26 protein-coding genes, 1 tRNA gene and 2 riboswitches are annotated in these 23,537 nt (G+C 62.1%); of the genes, 12 read left to right on the forward strand and 15 right to left on the reverse strand.

Annotated features, from left to right (window positions below; all coding sequences use genetic code 11):
- Positions 1-13: 13 nt before the first annotated feature.
- From gcvPA to J2X24_RS06230, 5 genes are all read right to left on the reverse strand, one after another.
- Positions 14-1,351 (reverse strand): aminomethyl-transferring glycine dehydrogenase subunit GcvPA, encoded by a 1,338-nt coding sequence (gene gcvPA, locus J2X24_RS06210; RefSeq protein ID WP_209718136.1) that lies wholly within the window; start codon positions 1,349-1,351, stop codon positions 14-16.
- 9 nt (positions 1,352-1,360) lie between these two features.
- The gene (gene gcvH / locus J2X24_RS06215; RefSeq protein WP_209718138.1) at positions 1,361-1,726 is read right to left on the reverse strand and encodes a glycine cleavage system protein GcvH; all 366 of its coding nucleotides are present in this window, start codon (positions 1,724-1,726) and stop codon (positions 1,361-1,363) included.
- A 15-nt stretch (positions 1,727-1,741) separates the two neighbouring features.
- Positions 1,742-2,863 carry a glycine cleavage system aminomethyltransferase GcvT gene (gene gcvT, locus J2X24_RS06220; RefSeq protein WP_209718141.1) on the reverse strand — a complete coding sequence of 374 codons (1,122 nt, stop codon included), beginning with the start codon at positions 2,861-2,863 and terminating at the stop codon, positions 1,742-1,744.
- Positions 2,864-2,890: 27 nt separating this feature from the next.
- A riboswitch (glycine riboswitch) is annotated at positions 2,891-2,989 on the reverse strand.
- 1 nt (position 2,990) lies between these two features.
- A riboswitch (glycine riboswitch) is annotated at positions 2,991-3,086 on the reverse strand.
- A gap of 28 nt (positions 3,087-3,114) precedes the next feature.
- Positions 3,115-3,573, reverse strand: a complete 459-nt coding sequence (locus J2X24_RS06225; protein ID WP_209718144.1) for a hypothetical protein — start codon at positions 3,571-3,573, stop codon at positions 3,115-3,117.
- Complete coding sequence (locus J2X24_RS06230) at positions 3,566-4,315, reverse strand: NYN domain-containing protein (RefSeq protein ID WP_209718147.1); 750 nt, start codon at positions 4,313-4,315, stop codon at positions 3,566-3,568. Before J2X24_RS06230 ends, J2X24_RS06225 begins: the two co-directional genes overlap by 8 nt.
- 154 nt (positions 4,316-4,469) lie before the next feature.
- On the opposite strand from J2X24_RS06230, the gene J2X24_RS06235 reads away from it, so the two are divergent.
- The gene (locus tag J2X24_RS06235) at positions 4,470-4,808 is read left to right on the forward strand and encodes a TFIIB-type zinc ribbon-containing protein (protein WP_209718150.1); all 339 of its coding nucleotides are present in this window, start codon (positions 4,470-4,472) and stop codon (positions 4,806-4,808) included.
- A gap of 48 nt (positions 4,809-4,856) precedes the next feature.
- Here the strand turns inward: J2X24_RS06235 and argS are convergent, their stop codons facing one another.
- Together argS and J2X24_RS06245 are read right to left on the reverse strand one after the other, a co-directional pair.
- Positions 4,857-6,680, reverse strand: a complete 1,824-nt coding sequence (argS, locus tag J2X24_RS06240; protein WP_209718152.1) for an arginine--tRNA ligase — start codon at positions 6,678-6,680, stop codon at positions 4,857-4,859.
- Positions 6,681-6,744: 64 nt separating this feature from the next.
- Entirely contained in the window at positions 6,745-7,404 is a 660-nt protein-coding gene (locus J2X24_RS06245) for a Tat pathway signal sequence domain protein (protein ID WP_209718155.1), read from the reverse strand.
- A 215-nt stretch (positions 7,405-7,619) separates the two neighbouring features.
- Here J2X24_RS06245 and ispH point away from each other — a divergent pair, with 215 nt between their 5' ends.
- The 5 genes from ispH (at position 7,620) to J2X24_RS06270 (ending at position 10,625) form a co-directional block, all read left to right on the forward strand.
- On the forward strand, positions 7,620-8,564 hold the full coding sequence (gene ispH / locus J2X24_RS06250; protein WP_209718158.1) for a 4-hydroxy-3-methylbut-2-enyl diphosphate reductase: 945 nt from the start codon (positions 7,620-7,622) through the stop codon (positions 8,562-8,564).
- A 2-nt stretch (positions 8,565-8,566) separates the two neighbouring features.
- A complete protein-coding gene (gene rnhA, locus J2X24_RS06255) occupies positions 8,567-9,010 on the forward strand; it encodes a ribonuclease HI (protein ID WP_404977815.1) in 444 nt (147 codons plus the stop codon).
- Positions 9,011-9,137: 127 nt separating this feature from the next.
- Positions 9,138-9,530 (forward strand): hypothetical protein, encoded by a 393-nt coding sequence (locus J2X24_RS06260; protein ID WP_209718164.1) that lies wholly within the window; start codon positions 9,138-9,140, stop codon positions 9,528-9,530.
- Positions 9,527-9,736, forward strand: a complete 210-nt coding sequence (locus J2X24_RS06265) for a helix-turn-helix transcriptional regulator (RefSeq protein WP_209718167.1) — start codon at positions 9,527-9,529, stop codon at positions 9,734-9,736. Before J2X24_RS06260 ends, J2X24_RS06265 begins: the two co-directional genes overlap by 4 nt.
- A 13-nt stretch (positions 9,737-9,749) precedes the next feature.
- Positions 9,750-10,625, forward strand: coding sequence for an alpha/beta fold hydrolase (locus J2X24_RS06270; RefSeq protein WP_209718171.1), 876 nt, complete (start codon positions 9,750-9,752; stop codon positions 10,623-10,625).
- Here J2X24_RS06270 and J2X24_RS06275 read toward each other — a convergent pair.
- Entirely contained in the window at positions 10,615-11,139 is a 525-nt protein-coding gene (locus J2X24_RS06275) for a gamma carbonic anhydrase family protein (protein WP_209718357.1), read from the reverse strand. The two genes, J2X24_RS06270 and J2X24_RS06275, sit on opposite strands and share 11 nt — an antisense overlap.
- A 382-nt stretch (positions 11,140-11,521) precedes the next feature.
- On the opposite strand from J2X24_RS06275, the gene J2X24_RS06280 reads away from it, so the two are divergent.
- Positions 11,522-12,304, forward strand: coding sequence for a PhoH family protein (locus J2X24_RS06280; RefSeq protein WP_209718174.1), 783 nt, complete (start codon positions 11,522-11,524; stop codon positions 12,302-12,304).
- Positions 12,305-12,438: 134 nt separating this feature from the next.
- On the opposite strand, the gene J2X24_RS06285 is transcribed toward J2X24_RS06280, so the two are convergent.
- Positions 12,439-12,861 carry an Lrp/AsnC family transcriptional regulator gene (locus J2X24_RS06285; RefSeq protein ID WP_209718177.1) on the reverse strand — a complete coding sequence of 141 codons (423 nt, stop codon included), beginning with the start codon at positions 12,859-12,861 and terminating at the stop codon, positions 12,439-12,441.
- Between the two features lie 159 nt (positions 12,862-13,020).
- Between J2X24_RS06285 and J2X24_RS06290 the strand changes: the two genes are divergently transcribed.
- Both J2X24_RS06290 and J2X24_RS06295 read left to right on the forward strand, forming a co-directional pair.
- The gene (locus J2X24_RS06290; RefSeq protein ID WP_310002571.1) at positions 13,021-13,389 is read left to right on the forward strand and encodes a RidA family protein; all 369 of its coding nucleotides are present in this window, start codon (positions 13,021-13,023) and stop codon (positions 13,387-13,389) included.
- Positions 13,386-14,276: a TolB family protein gene (locus tag J2X24_RS06295; protein WP_209718183.1), complete on the forward strand. Its 891-nt coding sequence runs from the start codon at positions 13,386-13,388 to the stop codon at positions 14,274-14,276. Before J2X24_RS06290 ends, J2X24_RS06295 begins: the two co-directional genes overlap by 4 nt.
- Positions 14,277-14,299: 23 nt before the next feature.
- On the opposite strand, the gene J2X24_RS06300 is transcribed toward J2X24_RS06295, so the two are convergent.
- From J2X24_RS06300 to J2X24_RS06310, 3 genes are all read right to left on the reverse strand, one after another.
- A tRNA-Leu gene (locus J2X24_RS06300) sits at positions 14,300-14,385 on the reverse strand.
- A gap of 121 nt (positions 14,386-14,506) precedes the next feature.
- Positions 14,507-15,967: a M20/M25/M40 family metallo-hydrolase gene (locus J2X24_RS06305; RefSeq protein ID WP_209718186.1), complete on the reverse strand. Its 1,461-nt coding sequence runs from the start codon at positions 15,965-15,967 to the stop codon at positions 14,507-14,509.
- 21 nt (positions 15,968-15,988) lie between these two features.
- The gene (locus J2X24_RS06310) at positions 15,989-16,783 is read right to left on the reverse strand and encodes a competence/damage-inducible protein A (RefSeq protein ID WP_209718189.1); all 795 of its coding nucleotides are present in this window, start codon (positions 16,781-16,783) and stop codon (positions 15,989-15,991) included.
- Between J2X24_RS06310 and sfsA the strand changes: the two genes are divergently transcribed.
- Positions 16,782-17,531 (forward strand): DNA/RNA nuclease SfsA, encoded by a 750-nt coding sequence (sfsA, locus tag J2X24_RS06315; RefSeq protein WP_209718192.1) that lies wholly within the window; start codon positions 16,782-16,784, stop codon positions 17,529-17,531. The two genes, J2X24_RS06310 and sfsA, sit on opposite strands and share 2 nt — an antisense overlap.
- Here sfsA and J2X24_RS06320 read toward each other — a convergent pair.
- Together J2X24_RS06320 and J2X24_RS06325 are read right to left on the reverse strand one after the other, a co-directional pair.
- Complete coding sequence (locus J2X24_RS06320) at positions 17,528-19,156, reverse strand: phosphatidylglycerol lysyltransferase domain-containing protein (protein ID WP_209718195.1); 1,629 nt, start codon at positions 19,154-19,156, stop codon at positions 17,528-17,530. The two genes, sfsA and J2X24_RS06320, sit on opposite strands and share 4 nt — an antisense overlap.
- Positions 19,157-19,216: 60 nt before the next feature.
- Positions 19,217-19,930: an SPOR domain-containing protein gene (locus J2X24_RS06325; protein ID WP_209718197.1), complete on the reverse strand. Its 714-nt coding sequence runs from the start codon at positions 19,928-19,930 to the stop codon at positions 19,217-19,219.
- Positions 19,931-20,061: 131 nt separating this feature from the next.
- Between J2X24_RS06325 and panC the strand changes: the two genes are divergently transcribed.
- Positions 20,062-20,910, forward strand: coding sequence for a pantoate--beta-alanine ligase (gene panC / locus J2X24_RS06330; protein WP_245344496.1), 849 nt, complete (start codon positions 20,062-20,064; stop codon positions 20,908-20,910).
- Between the two features lies 1 nt (position 20,911).
- On the opposite strand, the gene J2X24_RS06335 is transcribed toward panC, so the two are convergent.
- Positions 20,912-21,313, reverse strand: a complete 402-nt coding sequence (locus J2X24_RS06335) for a DUF1489 family protein (RefSeq protein WP_209718203.1) — start codon at positions 21,311-21,313, stop codon at positions 20,912-20,914.
- Between the two features lie 131 nt (positions 21,314-21,444).
- On the opposite strand from J2X24_RS06335, the gene J2X24_RS06340 reads away from it, so the two are divergent.
- Positions 21,445-23,337, forward strand: a complete 1,893-nt coding sequence (locus J2X24_RS06340) for a patatin-like phospholipase family protein (protein ID WP_209718206.1) — start codon at positions 21,445-21,447, stop codon at positions 23,335-23,337.
- Positions 23,338-23,537 lie beyond the last annotated feature (200 nt).

Below are 23,537 nucleotides of genomic sequence, written 5' to 3' on the forward strand. Positions count from 1 at the left end.
GGCGTATCGGCCATCACAGCACCTCCTTAAGGCCAGCAACAAGCGCCGACATATCCGCGTCCGTCACCGTTTCAGTGGCGGCAATGATCAGATGATTGGCAAGTGCGGGATCGGCGTCGAGGCGCGATACCGGCACACCGCCGAGAATGCCCTTGGCGGCAAGGGCCTCGACGACTTCGGCGGCGGGCTTGGGCAGCTTCACCGTGAACTCGTTGAAGAAGCGCGGCGTGACGACCTCAATGCCGGCAGCAACCAACTGGTCTTTCAGGGCATGCGCCTTGGCGTAATTGATCTTTGCCACGCGCTTCAGGCCTTCCTGCCCCAGCAGGCTCATATGGATCGAGAAAGCGAGCGCGCACAGGCCGGAATTGGTGCAGATGTTCGACGTCGCCTTGTCGCGGCGAATATGCTGTTCGCGCGTCGACAGGGTCAGCACGAAGCCGCGTTCGCCATCAGCATCGACCGTCTCACCGCACAGGCGCCCCGGCATGTTGCGCAGGTACTTTTCCTTGGCGGCAAAAAGACCGACATAGGGGCCGCCGAACGACAAAGGCACGCCGATCGACTGGCCTTCGACGGCGACGATATCGGCGCCCATCTCGCCGGGCGACTTCAGCAGGCCCAGCGACATCACTTCGGTAACGACGACGATGAGCAAGGCACCGGCGGCCTGGGCGGCTTCGGCGATCTTCGTCAGGTCGGTCGCGGTACCGAACACGTTCGGCGTCTGGACGACGACGCAGGCGGTGCCGGCATCGATATGGCTCAACACCTCGGCTTCACCGTCGACGACCATCGGGCAGGCTTCGGTCTCAATCCCGACCGCATGGGCCAGGGTCTCGATCGTTTCGCGGTAATGCGGGTGCAGGCCACCCGACAGGACCGCCTTGTTGCGCTTGGTGATGCGTTGCGCCATCAGCACGCCCTCGCCTGCCGCCGTCGAGCCATCGTAGAGCGAGGCATTGGCGACCGGCATGCCCGTCAGACGGGCGACCTGGGTCTGGAACTCGAACAGGACCTGGAGCGTGCCCTGCGCGATTTCCGGCTGGTACGGCGTATAGCTGGTCAGGAATTCCGAGCGCTGGATGATGTGGTCAACCGTCGCCGGGATGTGATGGCGATAGGCGCCGGCGCCGACAAAGAAAGGCGCCTTGGCAGGGCTCAGGTTCTGAGCGGCAAAGGCGTTCAGTTGCGCCTCGACCTCCAGTTCACCGGCGAATGTCGGCAGGTCGACCGTGCCGCTGCGGCGGGCGGATTGCGGGACGTCGACGAACAGGTCGTCGACGGATTTGACACCGATCGTGTCGAGCATCGAAGCCCGGTCGGCCTCGCTCAGCGGCAGGTAACGCATGGATATTCCTTACAGGGTGTCGAGATAGGCTTCGTAGGCGTCACGGTCCATCAGCTCATCCAGCTCGGCAGGATTGGAGAGCTTAACCTTGGCGATCCAGCCGGCGCTTTCGGGCGCGGCATTGACCGTGTCGGGGCTGTTCGGCAGGTCGTCATTGGCAGCGACGACTTCGCCGGACACCGGCGCGTAGACATCCGACGCGGCCTTGACGCTTTCGACGACGGCGAAGCTGTCGCCCTTGGTCAGGCTTTTGCCGACTTCGGGGATTTCAACGAAAACGACGTCGCCCAGGGCATTGGCGGCGTAGGCGGTGATGCCGACGAGAGCCGTATCTCCGGTGACTTCGACCCATTCGTGGTCCTTGGTGAACTTCATGAGGCGCGCTCCTGATCAAGCTTTGGGTTTGCGGTGATAGCCATTCGCGACGAACGGCAGAGATACGATTTCAGCGGGGTACGGCTTGCCACGCACCTCGACATCGAGCTGGGTGCCGATGGCGGCTTCGGCTGGCGGGACGTAGCCCATGGCGATGGAATAGCCGAGCGACGGCGACGGCCCGCCCGAGGTGACGACGCCCAGCACACCACCGTCCTTGGCGACGATCTTGGCGCCTTCGCGGGCCGGAGGGCCGGACAGGATCTTCAGCGCCACGCGGACGCGGTCGAGCTTGCCGTCGAGTTGGTCCTTCAGGCGATCGAAACCTTTGATGTCGCCGCGGGCAACACGCGACTTCGACATGGCGAAACCGAGATTGGCTTCAGCCAGCGTGTAGCTGGCGTCCATCTCGTGGCCGTAGAGCGGCATGCCGGCTTCCATGCGTAAGGAATCGCGCGCGCCAAGGCCGATTGGCTTGACGCTTGGGTGGGTCAGAAGCTGGTCCCAGAGCTCGCCAACGCGCGCCGCCGGGAAGCTGATTTCGAAGCCGTCCTCGCCAGTGTAGCCCGAGCGCGAGACGAAGGCCGTCTCACCCAACAGCTCAAAGGTTCCGCATTCCATGAAATAAAGATCGCACGCCGCTGGGCAGAAGGCCTGCATGACGTCCTTGGCTTTCGGCCCCTGCAGCGCCAGCAGCGCGCGATCGGCCAGCACATCGAAATTGGTATCCGGCTTGAGGTTGCCGGCAATAATGGCAAAGTCCTGATCTTTGCAGGCGGCATTGACGACCAGAAAGAAACCGTCATCTTCCGGCCGCGACACCATCCAATCGTCGAGAATTCCGGAATTATCATCCAGCAGCAGCGAATATTTCTGCTTTCCTGGATTTAACACGGCGAAGTCAGTTGGCGTCAGCGCTTCGAGCGTGGCAATCGCCCCTGCCCCGGTCAGCCGTGCCTGGCCCATGTGCGACACGTCGAACAGACCACAGCTTTCGCGCGTCCATTTGTGCTCCCCTAGCACGCCTTCGTACTGGACCGGCATATTGTAGCCGGCAAACGGCACCACGCGTGCGCCCAAGGCGACATGGCGGTCATAGAGCGGCGTAAATTTTAGAGTGTCTTGGGTATCAGGCATGGGGGCTCGCAGATCGACTGAACATCATCTGCCCCCGCTGTCCTTTTAGCCTGAGAGATTTCGGCTTGTTTTGCAACAGCCTTTGCTCCGTCGGCGGATGGCAAGCCATCACTTTCCAGCGTTCTGGTGTCTCTGCGCGGTCCTTTGTGCCTGAGCGTTTCCGGGGCGGTTGCGCCTTCGGCGGCGTGACAAAACGAGTCACGCTCTCTCCCGCGAGAGTTCGGACCTTGTGCTCTGCGGCAGGTTAAGAGTCAAGCGGCCTTGCGTGAAACAAGGCCTTTCAACCACAATGCGCCTACGATCACAAAGCCGATTGGGATAGCGGCAATCCCGATTACTATGACAAGCGGCAACAGGAGCGAGCTGCGCAGATGATCCCAGACTGTGTTCTTGTGATAGGACCAGGCCCCCTCGGGCCAAGCCCCGGCTATGGCTGTTTGCTTCAACTGACCAACCGTGACGTCCTGCAACGTCCAGTATTCCTTGCAAAATAAGATGTTGTGAGGAATCGACCCCTTGCCCCAAGGCATCGCCACCCCGAATTCGCGCATCAACCCGACAAGTTCATCGTCAAGGCCTTCAGGATCAAATTCGAGATCGGCATAGATAAAGGCAGCATCACCCTTGGCCTTAAAGCGCGCAGCGAATTCCGGCGCTTCCTCAAACTCGGCGATCAGCGCATAGAGCCGGTCTTCGAAAGCCTCAGCCATTATTGACGATAAGACGCAGGTGGGCCTTTTGCCTGACCTGTGGCGGATCGTACTGCTCCGGCCGGCTGATGATATCGGGTTTCTGCAGCAGGCGCTTGCGCACCTTGGTCATCTCCGGCAGCAGCGACGCTTCGAGATGGTGCGTCTCGATCTCGATGCATTCGTCGGCCATGCGTTCGATATGGCGGTTGTGATAGCGGCCGGGCGGCGTCACCAGGACCAGCTTCTTCTTCGGGAAGCGTTCCTTGAGGTAGCGCGCTGTCGCGGCATGGTCGCCGTCGGCGGTGACCAGATAGCAGACGTCGAACAGGTCATCCTCGGCATCGGCGGCAATCGACAGGGCCAGGTTCACATCGCCCTGCTTCTCGACCGAAAGCTGCCATTTGTGGCCGCACGAATTGCAGCCATCCGTGGCGTGGACGAAATGCCCCATGCGGCAGATGACGCCCTGCGACTTCAGCGCCTTCATATAGTCTTCGTGGCGCTTGATCTTGCTCTTGGACTGCGGGCGGATGGCCGAGCACCAGACAACGCGCTTGACGGCCTCGGATTTCGGCGCAATGGCCCGGCCAAGCGCTTTAAGATTCAGCCATTTCAGGTATGGGCGCTTATAGGCGTCGACGGCGTGATAGAGGTTGAAGCCATCGATGTAGAAGGCGGCACGCTTGCGGAACAACGGGAAAGACCAGCCGCCCGATTTCGGCGGCGTCTTACCGGTTCCCTTGCCTTCACGCCCCGCCATGACAACCTGCCCGTTAATCTTACGGTAACAGTTAAACCCAACTTCACGGCTTTGTCAGCAGCTTTCGGAAACTAAGTCGATTTTCTGCGCCGGGCACCTTGAACCGGGCGGTTAAATGCCAATGTCAAATTCATAAGCTATTGAAGGAGAAGCTATGTCCGCCATCACATGCCCCGTCTGTCAGGGCGCGTTCCGCGAAGTTCTTCGCGAAGGAATCCTCATCGACGTCTGCACCCAATGCAAGGGCGTATGGTTGGACCGCGGCGAACTGGAAAAGCTTCTCGGCCTGGCTCAGGGACACGCGCCGATGCCGTCGTCTGCGCCCCCGCAATATCAGGCGCCGCCGCAACAACATCATCAGCCGCAATATCAGCAACCCCAGTACCAGCGGCCTTATAAGTATGACGACGATGATGACGATCGTAGGAAGTACGGCGAGCACTACAAGAAGAAGAAAAAGGGCTTCGATTTAGGGGATATTTTCGACTTCTAACCCCTACTCCTCCCCATAAAATGGGGTGGAGCAGTAACTTACCATTCTCTACATCTGGTCGGGCGCCGACATGCCCATCAGTTCCAATCCCAATTCGAGCTGGCGCAGGGTCAAGGCAACCAGTCCCAGGCGCGAGGCCTTGAGCGCGACATCCTCTCCCAGCAGGACCGGACAGGCGGCATAGAACTTCGAAAACGCCTGGGCCAGCCGGTAGGTATGATCGGCCAGCAGGTTCGGCGCGCGCTTGACGTAGGTTTCTTTCAGCGCCGAATCGAAAGCGTCGAGCAGCAGAACCAGCTCGCGTTCCGCCGGCTCGGCAACGGTGATCGTACCGGCAGCCACGCCCTGCTCGCGCGCCTTGCGCAGGATCGATTTGATCCGCACGGCCTGATAGAGCAGGTACGGCCCGGTCTTGCCTTCGAAGCTGGTAAAGCGATCAAGGTCGAAAATGTAGTTGGTCAGCCGGTGGTTGGACAGCTCGGCGAACTTCAATGCCGCGACCGCCACCTTATGCGCGGTGTCGGCGAACTCGGCTTCGGACAGTCCCTCCCCTAAACCGGCCTCGTGCAAGCGCTCCGTCGCTTTTTCCACCGCCTGGGCAATCAAATCACCCAGCTTCAGCGTCCCGCCATCGCGGGTCTTGAACGGCGTGCCATCAGGCCCGTTGACCGTGCCATTGGCCGCGTGCTCCAGCTCGCCTTCCTTGGCAAATCCGGCCAAGTAAGCAGTGCGGAAGACCTGCTCGAAATGCTCGGCCTGGCGCTGGTCGACGATATAGAGGCTAAGGTCCGGGCCGTACTCCTTCTGGCGCTGGACGACGGTCGCGACGTCGGTCGTGCCGTACATGGCCGAGCCTTCCGAAGAGACGACCAGCAGCGGCGGCGGGCTCGGGACTTCGATCACCGAACCATCATCGAGTTTCTTTTTGCGCGTCTCGCCGGGCTTGGCGACGTGCACGACCTGAGCGCCGGAATCTTCGACCAGCAGCCCCTTGGCCTTCAGTTCCGCGACCATGCCTTCGATATAGGGATCGGCGTCCGATTCGCCCTTCCACCAGTCGAAGGACACACCCAAGGCGCCATAATCGCGGATCAGGGCTTCGCGGCTGACGGTGACGAAGTGCTGCCACAGGGCGCGGTAACCCCTCCGTCCGGCCTGCAGTTCCTTGGTCGCCTTTCGCGCCAGGTCACGATAGCCAGCATCGCTCTTCCCTTTGTTGGACGCCAGCGGATAGAGGCGCCCCAGATCGGCCAGCGAGACCGGCGGCTCGGACGGATAGTCGCCTGTGTAGTTATCGTCGAAATACGGCAGGTCCGGCTGTTCCTCGCTGAGCGCCAGGATCAGCAACCCCATCTGGTAGCCCCAGTCGCCGAAGTGGGCGTCGCCCATAACCTCGTCGCCCATATAACGCATGACACGCTTCAGGCTCTCGCCGATGACCGCGGTGCGCAGGTGGCCGATGTGCATTTCCTTGGCGACGTTGGGGCCGCCGTAGTCGATGATCACCTTGCGCTTGACCGCCACGCTGGGCGCGCCAACGCGTGGGTCGGCCGCCAGCACATTGGCGCGATCGCTCAGAGCGCCTTCCGACAAGACGAAGTTGAGGAAGCCGGGACCAGCAATATCGGTGCTTTTCAGGCGCGCATCATCGGCGAAGTGCGCGACGATACGGCCGGCCACTTCGCGCGGATTGGCTTTGGCCTGCTTGGCGACCGCGAGGGCTCCATTGCACTGGAAATCGGCCAGGTCCGGACGGTCGGACGCATTGACCCGGCCGGCCGAGGCATCGAAGCCCTCAGCCGTAAACGCGGCCGAAGCCGCAGTCGTCAGTTGCGTCTTGAAGTCTTGGGATTGGGCGAAGGCGTCGGACATGAAGGATCCAAAGAAGGCGTAAGAATTTACGCCGTCTTACGCATCCAGCCCCGGAGTTACAAGCCTATTGCTGCTCGGCGCCCGAAACGTAGCGGAAGTGCTTGCCGTCGCGGTTGAAGGCGGCCATTTGCGGCGTGACTTCGAAACCGACCAGCACTTCGAAGTTCGAGCCCGACACCGAGACGTCGGCGCGCGGGATGACGATGCCATCGAGGCGCGTATTGACGTCGGTGCGCTGTTGACCTGGCGCGAATGTGACCGGCAGGTCGAACCATTGCTTGGCCAGGACGGTCGCGTCCTTTTCGGTCACGGCGACCCAGTAACGGTAGGTCTTGGTCTGGCCATCGGCCTGGGGACCGCGGCCGAGGGAAAAGCCGATGTCCATGGCGACTTCGATCGGATCGCTGCCCTTATAGGCGCAGTCCGAGGTCACGCCATTGATCTCGCCCGTCCACATGGCGGCGCTGGTGGCTTCCCTGTTGTCCTTGAATTCGTGATAGCGCGCGGCGTCGTAGAGCACCTTGACGTAGGGGCACGGGCCTTCGGCCTTCAGCTTCTTGAGGCTGAGCGTACGCTCACCCCATTCGTCTTCCTTCTTGGCCTTGTCCTCGGCGGTTTCTTCGTCACCGCCGCCACGGCTTTGCGCCAGGACCGGCGTGGATGCCGCACTCAGCGCGACGGCCAGACACAGGCCGGAAAGAAAAAGGCGCGACGAAGAGATCATGAACAAGCCTATCCTGGACATTCAGCGTTGCCGGGGTCACTGCCGGCCTGCCCTTCCCCCGTAGAAGCGGCGCCGTTAGGCGATGTGTAGCGCCTGCGCGGGCAATTTCAAAGGGTTTTATCGGCGGACTGCGGCCAAATCACGGCGGAACAACTTCTGATCCGACACTGTCGTTTGCTGTGGCGAAACCGCCGAAAACGCCTTATGTGAGGGACATGTCCGCTTCGTTAAAAGTCTATCTCGCCACGCCGCGCGGTTTCTGTGCCGGTGTTGACCGCGCCATCCAGATCGTTGAACGCGCCTTGGAGCTTTACGGCGCGCCCGTCTATGTGCGCCACGAGATCGTCCACAACCGTCACGTCGTCGACCGGCTGAAAGCTTTGGGCGCCGTCTTCGTCAAGGAGTTGGAGCAGTGCCCACCTGATCGGCCCGTGGTTTTTTCCGCCCATGGTGTGCCGAAGTCGGTGCCAGCCGAAGCTGAAATGCGCAAGATGTTCTTCCTCGACGCCACCTGCCCGCTGGTTTCCAAGGTCCATGTCGAGGCCGAACGCCACTACAGCGAAGGCCGCGAAATCGTGCTGATCGGCCACGCCGGCCACCCCGAAGTCATCGGCACCATGGGCCAGTTGCCCGAAGGCGTCGTCAAGCTGATCGAAACGGTCGAGGATGCGCGCGCCTTTATGCCGGTCGACCCGGCCAATCTCGCCTTCGTCACCCAGACCACCCTGTCGGTCGACGACACCTCGGAAATCGTCGGCGTGCTGAAGTCACGCTTTCCGCAGATCGCCGTGCCGCACAAGGAAGACATCTGCTACGCCACCACCAACCGCCAGGACGCCGTCAAGGACATCAGCGCCGAATGCGACCTGGTGCTGGTCATCGGCTCGGCCAAGTCGTCGAACTCCCAGCGCCTGGTCGAAGTCGCCATGCGCGCCGGCGCCCGCGCCGCCTACCTGGTCGATGACGCTTCGCATGTCGACTGGTCATGGTTTGACGGCGTGAAGGTCCTGGGCATTTCCGCCGGCGCATCGGCGCCGGAAAACCTGATCAGCGACCTGGTCAAGGCCGTGACAGAGCGTTTCGAGGCCGAGGTCATTGAAAATTCGGGCGTGCAGGAAACCGTCACCTTCAAGCTGCCGCGCGTCCTGACCCAGGCATGACCATGAGCAAGGTCACCATCTATACCGACGGCGCCTGCAAGGGTAACCCGGGCCCAGGCGGCTGGGGCGCCATCCTCATGGCCAATGGCCACGAGAAGGAACTCTACGGCTATGAAGCCAATACAACCAATAACCGCATGGAGCTGATGGCCGTCATTGCCGCGCTCGAAGCGCTGAAAAAGCCGTGTGAGGTCGAACTGCACGCCGACAGCCAGTATGTCCTCAAGGGGATCAAGGAGTGGATCCACGGCTGGAAGGCGCGCGGCTGGAAGACCGCTGACAAGAAACCGGTGAAGAACGACGACTTGTGGATGCGCCTCGACGCGGCGACAAAAGCCCACAAGATCAAGTGGCACTGGGTCAAGGGCCACGCCGGCCACGAATTCAACGAACGCGCCGACCAGTTGGCCAACAAGGGCATTACAGAGGCGCGCCTGGCGTCCTGATCCGCGCCTCTTCTGCAGATTTGTGAGATTTACCAGCTTAATGTTGTGACATCACAACATTTACGTTGACGCATCGCGTTTTAGAATGTAAGGAGTACACAACATTTAATATGGAGGACACAACATAATGTTCGGCTGGCCTAACTCCCCTGCTTATACCGTTACCTCAATTACCCTTTGGCTGGTCTTCCTTTCGGCCATCTTTGGCGTGACTTGGGGCAAGCACAATGGATGGCCCGATCCGGCGCTATGGGCGCTTGCGCTTGTGCCGGCGGTGACCGTAATCATCCAGACCTTCATGGCCTATGGCCTGATTTCAAAGCAGGATGAATTCGTTCGCGCTCTCGTTGCCAAGCGCATGCTGGCCGCGACCGGCGCCACCATAACGGTTGTCGTCGGCTATGCGCCCTTCCAGCAACTGCTGAATGCACCGGAAGTTCCCGCCTGGGTTATATATCCGCTGTTCTGGGGCTTGTTCGGCATGCTGAGCGGCATCATTCGAGACGGGGGCCGGGCATGAAAAGCCGGCTCAAAGTCCTGCGCGCGGAACGCGACCTGACGCAGGAGCAACTCGCAACCCTTATCGGGGTGTCCAGATACGCCATCAACGCGTTGGAAACCGAACGCCACGATCCTTCGCTCGACCTCGCCTACCGCATTTCCAGCGCACTCTCGCTCCCTGTTGAGCAGGTCTTCCCCAACCCCTACGCGCCCACCTCTACCTGAAAGACTAATGTCCATGAAAAAGCTGATATCCACGCTGGCCGCGATCGCGGCTGGTCTCGCCCTCGCCTTGCCCGCATGTGCCGGCGACTTCAAAAGCGACCGCATCATCGTTACGACCACAGGCGAAGGCAAAGATGTCGTTTTGATCCCCGGCCTGTCATCTTCCGCGTCGGTATGGGACACGACCATCCAGGCCCTGCCCGGCTATCGTTATCACGTCGTCCAGGTCAAGGGCTTTGCCGGCGTTCCTGCCGAGGCCAATGCGACGGGCCCGGTCGTTGCTCCGCTAGCGGAAGAGGTTGCCAGATACATCGTGTCCGAAAAACTGGACCGCCCCGCCGTCACGGGGCATTCGATGGGCGGCACAGTCGGCATGATGGTCGCCGCCCGCCATCCCGGCCTGGTGTCCAGGCTGATGGTCGTCGACATGATACCGTTTATGGGCGCCATGTTCATGCCTAATGCCACACCGGACTCGGTTGCTCCAATTGCAGGCCAGATCCGCGACGGCATCCGCAACGCCCCCGCGGCCGGCCGGCAGGCGACGGCCGAGCAGACCATCGCCGGGATGATAAAGACCGAAGCTTTCCGCCCCGCTGCCATAAAGCACGCCATGGACAGCGATCCGGCGACGTCCGGCCAGGCGATGTACGAACTGATCACCACCGACCTGCGTCCGGAACTCGCCAATATCAAGGTGCCGCTGCGTGTCCTGTGGGTCCTGCCGCCGGGCGCCCCGATTACGGCCGAGCAGATGGCCGGCTACTACCAGATGTCCTATGCCAATGCGCCGAACGCTTCGTTGCGGCAGGTGACCGACAGCTGTCACTTCATCATGTTCGACCAACCCGAACTGTTCCAGGCCGAGTTGAAGACCTTTATCCAATAACCGACAGGTCGCGGCCAAAGCGCCGGGCATTACCAACATAATGCTCGGCCGAACGCTTCAGTCCCGCGACCTGCTCGGGAGTCAGCTCGCGCACCACCCGCGCCGGTGATCCGAGAATCAGTACGCCGTCCGGATAGGTCTTGCCTTCCGGCACGAGTGATCCGGCGCCGACGATGCTGTCGCGGCCAATGACTGCGCGGTTGAGGATGATCGATCCGATGCCGATCAAGGCATTATCGCCAATGATGCAGCCATGCAGCGTCACCTTGTGCCCGACGGTCACGCCCTCACCGATCGTCAGCGGCGAACCCGGATCGGAATGCAGGACCGAGCCGTCCTGGATATTACTGCGTGCGCCGATGGTGATCGGCTCATTATCCGCACGCACCACGGCGTTGAACCATACACTGGCGCCCTCGCCCATCAGCACCTGCCCCATGACCTGCGCGCCCGGCGCGACCCAGGCGCCCTCGGCAAGACGCGGCTCCACATCATCTAAACGATAGAGCGGCATGCCGGCCTCCGTGGAAACGACCATGACAATTCTGCGAAATTTGTTCGGAATGGTTAATTTTCATCATTCGGTAACGTTCGGGGCAGATTCTGATAGCATTCTTATGGAGGAATCAGCTTTACTCCTAAGGGTACGGCGGCGGAGCGATCCGCAGCCGGCACAAAGGCTTTGTACCTCAAGAGGTCTAAGTGGCAATACCGCGTTCCATGTTGGGCATTGCACTTCCGCCGCCGCCGATGTTCGGCTCCGGCGGCTCTTTACGGTCCTGCCTTTCTCTGTTCCCAAACACGTTTGTCACGGCGATGCCACTTATGGCTTCGCCTTTTTTCATGCCTTTTTGCGGCCAGCACAGCCGCGACTGGCACTTTGAAGGAGCATGTTCATGACCAAGCGATCCGCCAAGCGTTTCCTGCGTGAAGGCCACCTGGATGAGTCGGCCTTTTCGACCGATTCGAAAGTGCGCCGGCTGAACGTGCATGTCGGTGGCGGCGGAGGCGGCGCCTGGTCGCCCATGGGCAATGCCAATGACGAACGGGAACAGGGCTACTTAAAAACGATAAAACCCAAATCCGAAGGCCAGGCGGCGTTGCTTAGCGCGATCGACGAAAAGAACCTGATCCTCGCCCTGGGGCCCGCGGGTACCGGCAAGACCTACCTGGCCATTGCCAAGGCCGTGGAGGCGCTGGAAAGCGGCAAGGTCGGCCGCATCGTCCTGTCCCGCCCGGCGGTCGAAGCCGGCGAATCGATCGGCTTCTTGCCCGGCGACATGGAAGACAAGCTGGCGCCGTACCTGCGCCCGCTCTACGACGCCCTTACCGACCGCCTCAGCATGAAGCGCGTCAAGGCGCTGATCCAGGAAGGCCTGATCGAGATCGCGCCGGTGGGCTATATGCGCGGCCGCACCCTCAACAACGCCTTCGTCGTCATCGATGAAGCGCAGAACTGCACCTATACTCAGCTGAAGATGCTGCTGACGCGTCTGGGCTGGAACTCGACCATGGTCGTCACCGGCGACCCGGCGCAATCCGACCTTCTGACCGGTCTGTCGGGCCTGGCCGATGTCGCCGACCGCTTCGAAGCCGTCGACACTATCGCCGTCGTCCGCCTGAAGGACAAGGACATCGTCCGCCATCCGCTGGTCGCTACCATGCTGGGCGTGCTGTAAATCTCCGGGCAGCATGCTTTTGTCGCGCTTTTTATCCGAAAACCGCTTCACACTTTTGGCTTCGCCGAACTTCGCTTCGGAAAGCGCTGAACAGCCAAGGCGGTGAGTTCGCTCACCGCCTCATTTTTTTGCCGTCACCCTGCCTTGTCCCGCTTCAGGATCAGAAAGGTGCGTGCCCGAACGACCCCGGGCAGCACCGACAGACGATCACGGGCGTCGTTGAGGCCAGCGGAATTCATATGCGAGATTTCCACGAGCAGGTCGATGTCCCCGGCCAGGGAGTAGCAGCGGTCGACGGCCGGGTCCGCGACTATGGCCGCCACGACCTGTGGCATCGGCGTGCTGGCAAGTTCCAGGCAGACCATGGCCGCCACGCCTCCGGCTTTTTCCAGCGCGACCTCGGCCCGATATCCCGTAATCAGTTGCTCGGCTTCGAGACGCGCAATGCGCGCCCGGATCGAACTGCGGGCAAGTCCGATCTTTCCGGCGATGGTCTTGAGCGGCGCCCGCGCGTCCTGGCGCAATAGGGCGACAATCTGACGGTCGACGTCATCCATTCTGAAGTCCCGATGGTTCAAATGGCGGCGAAACCGCCATTTGGGCGAAAGACGCGAATGCATCGCCCGGCTATGTAAATAGGCATGTTAAACCGGCGCTTTGCAATCACGCTTTTACTGAACGCCCTTAGTGCGCCGGGCGCGACGAAGGCCAGGCCCGTGACAATCGAACCCATTCATCCCGAAAACACCTCCTACGCTCAGGCCACACTGGTGCGTTCCCCTGACCGGTGGCTGTTCATCAGTGGACAGGTGCCGGCGGATGCAGACGGCACGGTCCCCGCTGACTTCGCCGGTCAGGCGCGACTGGCCTGGACCAATGTTATCACGCAACTGACGCATGCCGGCATGACGATCGAAAACCTCGCCAAGGTGACAATCTTCCTCGCTGACCGGCGCTACCGCGCGGAGAATACCCTGATGCGCCATGAGATCCTGGGTGGCCATACGCCGGCGCTCACCGTCGTCATCGCCACGATATTCGACGAAGCGTGGCTGATCGAAATCGAAGCCGTGGCCGTCGCATGAACCGGATGCCTTTCGCCAGCCTTGCCGCCCTGGCCGCGCTTACCGGCTGCATGTCCGAAGCTTCACCGCCGCCAGCGCCTGTGGCCCAGCGCTGGACGCCCGATGCGATCGCCAGCGATCAGTACGAGACCACACCGACCTTCACGGCCGATGGTCGCGAGATGTACTTTTTCAAAAGCGATCCGGCCTTCAGCACCTACAGGCTCTACTGGTCGCGATGCGAGGCAAGCGGCTGGAGCCCGCCCATGCCCGTGCCTTTTGCCGCCCCGCCTCCGGCGATCGAGGCGGACCCCGGCATCACGCCGGACGGCAAGCGCCTGTACTACATATCCGATCGCCATGCGCCGGGCGGTGACGATTTCGATATCTGGTACGTCGATCGCATCGGGAATGGCTGGGGGCCGCCGCAAAGGCTGCCCGCGCCCGTCAATTCGCCGGCCTCGGAACTGCTTCCCAGGGCCGATGCGTCAGGCAATCTCTACTTCGGTTCCGCCCGGGACGGCGGGCATGGCGGCGGCGATATCTACGTCGCAACCCAGCATAACGGCCAATGGCAGGTCGCCAATGCCGGCGCCCCCGTCAGCACCGCCGCTTTCGAATACGAGGCTGAAATTTCACGCGACGGCCGCACCATGGTGGTGGTGGCGGACCGGGGCGATAAATCGCATCTCTACCGCTTCGAAAAGACCGGGGACGGCTGGGTGGAACGCGGACGCATTCCCGCAAGGCCCGATGTTTTCCAGGTTGGCCCGCTGCTGTCGCCGCAGGCTAAGCGGCTGTTGTTCGCGCAGGCCCATCCCCAGCGATCGGGCGAGATATATGTCATCGACCTGGCTCCCAAGACGGATGAAGCCTGGCCCCCGAAGTGCGACGGCCCATCCAATTGAGCGGCAAGCTGCTTAAGGGCAGTTGGTGCGGGCGGCCGGACTCGAACCGGCATGGGATTGCTCCCGACGGATTTTAAGTCCGTAGCGTCTACCATTTCGCCACGCCCGCGTTCAATCTGCGCGATATCCAGGCCGAAAACCGCTGCACACTTTCGGCATATCGCTTGCGCCCAAATATTCGGGCAGAAGGACATGCCTTCTGCCCGAATTGGCCGGTCAGGTAAAGGCCCTTACTTCTTGATTTCGGGGCGCGTGAAGGTGACGTTGGTGTTCGCCATCATCCACACCGTCGCCGTCCAGGCCGCGACGTTCTGCTTCATCTGTGCCGGATCAACGCGCTCGATGACGTCGTTGGCCGTGTGGTGGACGTCGAAATAATCATAGCCGTCCTGCTCAAGATCGAAGGCCGGCACGCCCGATTCGTGCAGCGGCCCGCTGTCGACGCCGCCGGTCGGCACGGCCTTGGCGTCGATATAGACAGCCAGCGGATAAAGCACATTGCCAAGCTTTGTCAGGAAGGTCTTGTCCTCGGTCGGCATCAGGCTGATCGCGTAGACCTTGCCCGCGCCGAAATCCGATTCGCCCGCGGCGATAAAGTTCGACAGGTTGTCGCGATAGGCGTCGCGGAACTTGCCGCCGCCGGCGTCGCCGAAACCTTCCGGTTGCGAGACCTCTTCCGAACCCCAGAAGACGACGCGGATGGTCCGCTTCGGCTTGAGGCCCGAATCGATAATCGTCTTGGCGGCAGCCATGGTGATACCGAGCCCCGACGCGTCGTCGATGGCGCCGGTGCCGAGGTCCCAGCTGTCGATGTGGCCACCCATGACGATAACTTCGTTGGGCTTTTCGGTGCCGACGACGTCAGCGACGACGTTCTGCGACTGGCCTAACCCCAGGAACTTCGCGCCGCTGGCCATGCGAAGACGCAGCGGTCCCGCCTCGCCCTTGCCCTGCATCTTGAGGATACGTCTCAGGGCTTCGGCGTCCGGCGTACTGATCGCCATGGCCGGAATACCCTTGCCGTCGGACCAGGTCGTGGCGCCCGTATGAGCGAAACGATCGGTCTCGGTGCCCAGCGAACGCAGAACGAAACCGACGGCGCCACGCTTTTGCGCCACCCCTGGCCCACCGGAGCGGACGCTGCCCGACATGCGGCCGTAGCCCGAGCCGTTACTGGCGCGCGCCATGGGCTGAAGGATGACGACGATCTTGCCCGTTACGTCGGCCTTGCTGTCGAGGAATTCCTGATAGGTCTCGAACAGAACGGCTTCGGCGTCGGCGACACCGGCCGTCGAGCCGCCAAGCGCCGTACCGACCAGCTTCTGCGGGAATGGCGCGGTGATTTCAATGCTTTCGGCGCCGCGTTCCCAGCCATAGAGCGGAAAGGTCTGGAGGTGGACATTCTGGAAGCCCATTTTCTTCAGCTCTTCGACCGACCATTCCGACGCCTTGCGTTCAGCTTCGCCGCCGGCCGGCCGTGCGCCGAAGCGCGTCGTCATCTGGGCGACGAAGTCATAGGCGACGTCGGACTTCAGCGCCGCGTCGCGCAGGGCTGCGGCCTGGACCTCGACGGGTTCGGAGGCCAGGGCGGGCGCGGCGGCCACGGGCTTGGCCTTCGGCTTCGGCGCGGCGACGGCAGTGCCGCCGCTCAAGGCTAATGCGGCCAGCAGGCTGACGGTTACGGTTTTCATGGTGTGCGTCCTCTCACGGTCTTATCCGGCGATTTCGTCGAGACTGGCCTGCGGATTGCGCTTGCGGCCCTCTTCCACGACCGGCTCTAGCGCCGTCTTCAACTCGGAAACGGCAGCATCGAGCGCTTCAGCGTCCTGGCCGCGCACCACCAGTTGCGTGCCGAACTCGCCCGGCAGAAGGCCAAAGGGATAGCTGCCCAGCGACAGGTCGGCGTAGCGTTTGTCGATGTCGCGCAGGGCATCCGCCGCCCAGCTTTCGCCGATGAAGTTGAGGCGCAGCGTCCGCGACAGCACCTTGCGCCCGGTCCGCAGCCGCGGCGCGACGTCGGCCAGCATGCCTTCCATGATCTTGGGCACGCCAGCCATGACGAAGACATTGCCGATCTGGAAGCCCGGCGCCGCCGACACCGGGTTTGCGATCAACTCGGCGCCGTGGGGGATGCGCGCCATGCGGCGGCTGTTGTCGTTCAGTGTCCAGCCAGCCTTTTCGGCGCGCTCCTGCAGCAGCTTCAGCGCCGCCGGGTGTTCGCTGATATCGACGCTGAACGCCTTGGCCATGCAGTCGGCGGTGATGTCGTCGTGCGTTGGGCCGATGCCGCCGGTCGTCAGCACGTAGTCATAGGTGACGCTGAGACTGCGTACGGCTTCGATGATCTGGGCCTCGTCGTCGCGCACCATGCGCACTTCGTTGAGGTCGACGCCTAACGCCCCCAGAAAACGGGCGATTGTGTTGACGTTCGAATCCACGGTACGACCCGACAGGATTTCGTCGCCGATGATCATGATGGCGGCGGTCGGATTGGGATTTGTCGTCATGAAAACACCGTCATGGGATATAGCTCCGGAAGAACCGTTGATCCGCTTCGCCAACCTGAAAACAGGCCGGTTGCGTATGCGATACAAGCGATTCTTCGCCGATGTCGAACTGGATGAAATGATTTCGGGTGAGACCAGTACAGCACACTGCCCCAACCCGGGCAAGATGCTGGGGCTGCTTGAGGCCGGTAACGCCGCACTGCTGACCTATGTCGGCGATCCGAAGCGCAAATTGCAATACAGGCTCGAAGCCCTCAAAGAGCGCGGTACCTGGGTCGGTGTCAACACCCAGTGGCCGAACCGCGTCATTCCCGCCGCCATTCTGGCCGGCCTGGTGCCGGAGCTGTCAGGCTATGCGGCCTTACGGCCCGAGGTGAAGTACGGGGTCAATTCACGTATCGACCTTCTGGCCACCGGTCACGCCACGCGCCCCGACGCCTATATCGAGATCAAAAACGTTCATCTGTCGCGCACCCCGGGCCTGGCCGAATTTCCCGACTGTGTGACGGAACGCGGCGCCAAGCACCTCTATGAGCTAATCGAGATGGTGCACTCGGGCTTTCGCGCCGTCGTCGTCTTCTGCGTCCAGCGCCACGATGTCGAACGCTTCGACATCGCGCGCGACTGCGATCCGGGTTTTGGGCGCGCCTTTGATGCGGCGCGCGCCGCCGGCGTCGAATTCCTGGCCGTCAGCTTCGAACTGGCGCCCGATGGCCTCTATTTCCGCCGCAGCCTGCCGATCGCCTAATCTTCTTTCGTCGGCGGCTTGTTGCCGAGCGCCACCACCGCCATCAGTGCGGCGCCCAGGGCCTGTTCCTGGCCGGGCACGGCCATGTAGCGCGGCTCCCAGCGCGGTTTGAACTTGTCCTTGTAGGCGCGCAGTCCCTGGAAGTTATAGATGTCACCGCCCAGCTGATAGATCACCGAAGCGATCTTGGGCCAGGCGCTCGACAGGGGCCGCGCCTCAAGGCCCGCCAGCGGCGCCAGCCCCATGCTGAAGCTGGCATAGCCGCTGTCACGCGCATAGGCGATCAACTTCAGGAACAGGTACTCCATGATGCTGGGCGGCGACTGCGGGTGATAGCGCATCAGGTCGAGGGTCAGCACGGTGCGCGACTGTAGCGGCCACAGGTTGGCAAAGGCCTTGATCTCGCCGCCGATCCACACCACCGCCACCGGCGTCAGGCGCATATAATCAGGGTCGAAGCTGCCCAGCGAGTAGCGTTTTTCCTTCGCGTTCTTGCTTTCCAGCCAGGCATCGGAAACGACCTTCAGACGCCCCATATGGGCCTCCAGCGCATCCGGCGCTACGACTTCAAACCGGGCCTCAAGCGTCTCGTATTTCTTGAGCGTCTGGCGGAAACCATAGCCCTTCTTGCCGGAAAGGTCGAAGTGAACCGCATCGATCATCGCCTCCTCGCCGATCTTGTAGGGCCTGAGGTCAAGGTCGATCATCAGCGGCAGGACGCCGGGTCCCACCTGATAGAAGCTGAGGCGCGCATTGGCCAGCGACGCCATCTCCTTCAACTTCCACGCCAGGTCCTCTGCGGCTGTGGCATCGCCGACCGGCTCGCCCATCACGACCCACTGGCGGCCGGACGTGCCATACATCAGAAAAGCCGTGCGGTCGTCGTTCCACAGGATGTGCTTGTCGCGCAGCAGGGCCAGCCACGCCTGCGGGTGCGTCGCGCCGGCAATGACCTCCTGGATGCGGTCGGCATCCTCGTCGTCCGGCAAGGGCGGCAGCCAGCGCGCGATGCCGAACAGCCGGTAAAGCATGAAGACCCCGATGGTCACAGCGACGATCACCAGCCCGCGCAGGAAGCGCGAGGCGTTGCCGTGATAGGCGAAATCGCCCCACAGGGTGTGGGCGTAGGGTATGTGCTTATAGAGATAGAAGCCGGTCCAGACGATGGCCGCGAGCGTCGCCACAGTGACGAGGATCCACAAAGGATTGACCGCCATGGTCAGCAGGCTGGAACGCCGGTTGAAGGCGCGGTGGCAAGGCAGGAGCAGCAGGCCGCACGCCGCCATGGCGATCGCCGGCACGACCGCGAGTTCACGGGTCAGACTGAGCAAGGCCCCTGTCCAGAACAGGCCTAAAGCACCGTACCAGGCCGAATCGATCCGCTCCCACAAACCGCGCGCCAGGAACAGCATCAGCACGCCAATGGCCGCGGCGAAGGCATGCGACAGCTCGACGAGGACGAGCGGCAGCCAGCGCCGGATCAGCGGCATTGCGGAGGGGTTGATCGGAGCGAAGTCGGCGATCAGCAAGAGCGCGCCGGCCAGGAAGATCAGCACGGCGAAGACACGCGGCACCATGCGGCTGGCTGTGTCCAGGACGATGCGGTGAGCGGGGCTGGGTGTCATACGGCGGAAGATCCTTCCCGCCAACTATAACGCCGAACAAAGGATTCGGCAGTAGCTGGTTTAGCCCGCGCGGGCGCACCAGCTGTCGCGAACGTCAAGCGCGTCACACAGGCCGCGCGCCTGGGCGTCGCTCTTGACCGGACCGACTTTGAGCCGCACCAGCGACTTGCCGGAACCGGTCACGACCTTTTCGTACGAGGGCTTCAGTCCTTCGGCGGCCGGATAGGTGTCGCGAAGGGTCTCCCATGCCTGCTGAGCAGCCAGAAGAGTGCCGAACGAACCGACCTGGATGTTCTTTGCGGCCTTAACGGCGACCTCAGGCGTTGCTGTCTTTGTTACGACCTGAGACGTCGCGGCCTTGGCAACCTCCGGGGCAGCAACAGCAGCGCTGGCGCGAACGGCTTCGCGCGCCACATCGGCCACCGGAATATCGGGCAGTTCCCTTGCGACCTGGGCCAGGTCGAACACCACGCCGGACGGACGGGCATCGAGCGGAGCGCCTTCGGGACGCGGCACGTCGAGCGGGTCGACAACCGCGATCTCAAGCTTAGTGTCGCGCTTACGGTCGAACAGGCCGTCGTCGTTGACGGTGAGATCCTTGGCCGTCTTGACCGCCAGCGAAATATCCTTGGGCGACAGCTTGCGAGGATCGGCGGGCGTGTCCTTGTGTTCGCGGGCATCGACCTCGATGGCCTGGATGCTTGCCCACATCTTGTTCTGTGCACGGTCGTCGCAGCCGGTCAGGCCGGCGACACCCACGAGTGCGGCGCACAAAATTATCACTTTACGAGCAGATACCAGGTAAGCCATACACACAAGTCTTCCAGATCGCCTTTAAATCGGCGTTAGAGAAAATGGTTAAGACGTCGAAATTCGCGATGCCGGACACTCCTTCCCCCCAAAAGATGCCCTCACAAATGCCTCAAACCGTCGCTACCGCACGCACGCTCCCAGAATTGCGCCAGGCGGTGGCACGATTGAGGCAGTCAGGTGGAAAGGTCGGTTTCGTGCCCACCATGGGGGCGCTTCATGAGGGCCATCTCGCGCTGGTGCGTCATGCCCGTACACTCTGCGATGTGGTGACGGTATCGATCTTCGTCAACCCCCTGCAGTTCGCGCCGACCGAAGACCTCGACCGCTATCCGCGCCAGGAGGCCGCCGACCTGGCCCTGCTGGACAGCGTCGGCTGCGACCTCGTCTACCTGCCGACGCCCGAAGTCCTTTATCCAAAGGGCTTTGTCAGCCGCATCGAAATGAACGGTCCGGCGCTGGGCCTGGAGACCGATTTCCGGCCGCAGTTCTTTTCCGGCGTGGCGACCGTCGTCTCCAAGCTGTTCCATCAGGTCCAGCCCGATGTCGCCGTCTTCGGCGAGAAGGACTACCAGCAGTTGGCGGTCATCCGCGCCATGGTCCGTGATTTCGACATGGACATCGACATTGTCGGCCATCCGACGCTGCGTGAGGACGACGGCTTGGCCCTGTCGTCGCGCAACGCCTATCTCAGCCCCGAGGAACGCGCCGTGGCGCCGAAGCTCTACGCGGCGCTGCAGACCATCAAGACCAGTGCAGATAAATCGGCGGCCATAGAATCGGCCAAGGCCGAACTGACGGCCGCCGGCTTTGGCAAGATCGACTATATCGCGCTACGCGATGCAGTGACGCTCGGCGAGATTACGCCGGATACGACGTCGCAGCGTCTGCTCGCCGCCCTCTGGCTCGGCAAGACGCGCCTGATCGACAATATCGCTGTCTGACCTACCACACTCCAGCCTCACGAAGCGCCTTGGCCAGTTCCGGCGGCATGTCTTGTTCATGCTCAGCGATATCGCGCGGGACATCCGCCAGCTTCAGGTAACGCCACCCCTGAAACGGCCGGCGTGGCTGGGCCTCGGTCGGGATATGTTTCGTGTTCAACCCGATCTTCCAGTGCGGATTTTCCTTATCCTCGACGGCGTCGAAAGACACGATCTCGCGCCGGCATAGGATCGATCCCTTGATCACCCAGTACAGCGATCCGCCGTTCAGCAGTTCCTCATACCGCGTCGGCCGGTTGCGCGTATGGATATAGGATACGGCGCCGCGCGCCTTTTCCCAGTTCAGCAGGTCTTCCACGCTGTCGGCGCCGACACACAGTTTGACGATATGGATTTCACTCACGGTTAATTGCCTTAAACCTTTAGAAGCCAATTCGGGCGCACCCTATATAGGATGAGACCCGGCGTCCGACAGATACGAAAACATATCGTTTCGCTATTTGCCGACGCCCTAAGCTGCTGTTTGTGAATCGCATGAATGAGATCAAGACCGAATCGTCGCTGCAGGAGGCATTGGAAGGCCTGTTCGGCACATCCTTAGGCGAAGGCGCCAGCCTCATTTCCCTGCCAGGAGGCTCGCGCCTGTTCAGCGCCGGCGACGAATCCGACCACCTGTATCTGCTGCGCTCCGGGCGTCTGGGCGTCTTCCGCCACGACGAGGATGTCGATGAACAGAGCCTGATCGGCATCATCCGTCCCGGCGAACCCGTGGGCGAAATGTCGCTGATCGCCGGCACCTATCACACCTCATCCGTCATTGCCCTGCGTGACTCGGACCTTTTGGCCATGCCGCGCGAGGACTTCCTGAAGGCCATCGATTCGCGCCCCGAACTGCTGCTGGCCCTGTCACGCAAGATTATCGACCGCGTCCGGCGCACCATCCCCAATGTGACGCCCAACGTCTTCGCCTTCTTCGGCCTGTGCGAAGCCAGCATCCTTCCGATGGTCGAACGCGTCGCCACACAGGTCCGCGCCCTGGGCTACAAGGTCGCGGTACTGGACAAGGGCTTTCACGGCACCACGCCCGAAGCCTTTTCGCGCATCGAGGCCGAGAACGACTTTGTCCTGCACGTCGCCGAAAAGCACGAAAGTCACTGGCGCCTTTTAAGTGCGCGCCAGGTCGATCACGTCTTCCTGGTGGCCGACGCCGAAACCAAGCCGGACCTGTGGCAGACCGAGGGCGAGAAGTCGATGCTGCACCGCGCGCCCGACCTGCTGCTCTTCTATCCCGAAGGCGTCGCCAAGGCACAGGTTCCGGGCCGGACCAATGCCTGGCTGCATGCTATCAAGCCCAATCGCTGGTTCCATATCCATCCTCACGACGTCGCCGATGTTGCCCGGCTGGCGCGCATCATCACCGGTCACAGCGTCGGCATCGTGTTTTCCGGCGGCGGCGCGCGGGCGTTTGCCCAGATCGGCGCCATCCAGGCCCTGCGCGAAGCCCATATTCCCGTTGATTTCGTCTGCGGGTCGTCCATGGGCGCCATCCTGTCGGCCTGCTTGGCCATGCAATGGGACGACGACGAGATCGAACGCCGAATGCGCGACGCCTTCGTCGATTCCTCGCCGCTGGACGATATCGCCTTCCCCTTCATCGCCATGACCTCGGGCAAGAAGGTCGATGAGCGCCTGGAGAAGCACTTCGGCGAGATCATGATCGAGGACATGCCCCTGCCCTATTTTTGCCTGTCGTCCAACCTGACCTCGGGCACGCTGAAGGTCCATAAGACCGGGCGCCTGCGTGATGCCCTGCGCGCCTCGATCTCGCTGCCCGGCGTGCTCCCGCCCGTCGTCCAGGACAACGAAGTGCTGGTCGACGGCGCCGTCATGCGCTCCTTCCCGGCGACCATGATGCGTAATACGCATCTGGGCACGGTCATCGGCGTCGATGTCACCCGCGCGCGCGGCGTCGACCCCAGGGCCCTGTCCGTGCCCAAGAAGCTGACCTCGTGGTTCGCGCGCGGCGACTGGCGGCGCGGCCCGCCGATCGTCTCGGTCATGATGCGCTCGGCCACCATCACCACCGCCGCCGACCTGGCGCAGTCGCGCGCGGCGACGGACCTGCTGATCATCCCAGAGCCTGAGGGCGTCGAGATTCGCGACTGGAAGGCCTACGACAAGGCGGTCGAAAACGGCTACCAGACGACCGTGCACGCCCTGTCGCAACTGGACTGCCCCGTGACCACGCTGCGCAAGATGGGCCGCAGCATCCATCCCAATGTCCCCGCCTTCACCCCCGACGACAGCTTTGCCCAGGCCGTGGCGCAGATCCCGGAAAAGCCGCCGGAACGGCAAAAGACCATCAAGCCAGCCTCCAAGGCTGACCGCAAACCGCGTCCCAAGGCCGGCAAGCCGACCGAGCCATAAAAAAAGGAGGGCGATCGCCCTCCAGACTGCTGACAAACCTCTGGCGTAAGTCGGGGGTTTCTGATTCATTGAGGTATGCTCAAAGCGCCGTCAGCCGAACAAACCGCCCTTGAGATGGTTACGCTCGAAGGCTTGGTTCCGAAGGATCATCTGCTTCGCAAGATCGAAGCTGTGATCGACTTTTCATTTATTCATGACCG

Origin of the sequence: Asticcacaulis solisilvae, from assembly GCF_017875235.1 — a bacterium.
GTDB lineage: Bacteria > Pseudomonadota > Alphaproteobacteria > Caulobacterales > Caulobacteraceae > Asticcacaulis > Asticcacaulis solisilvae_A.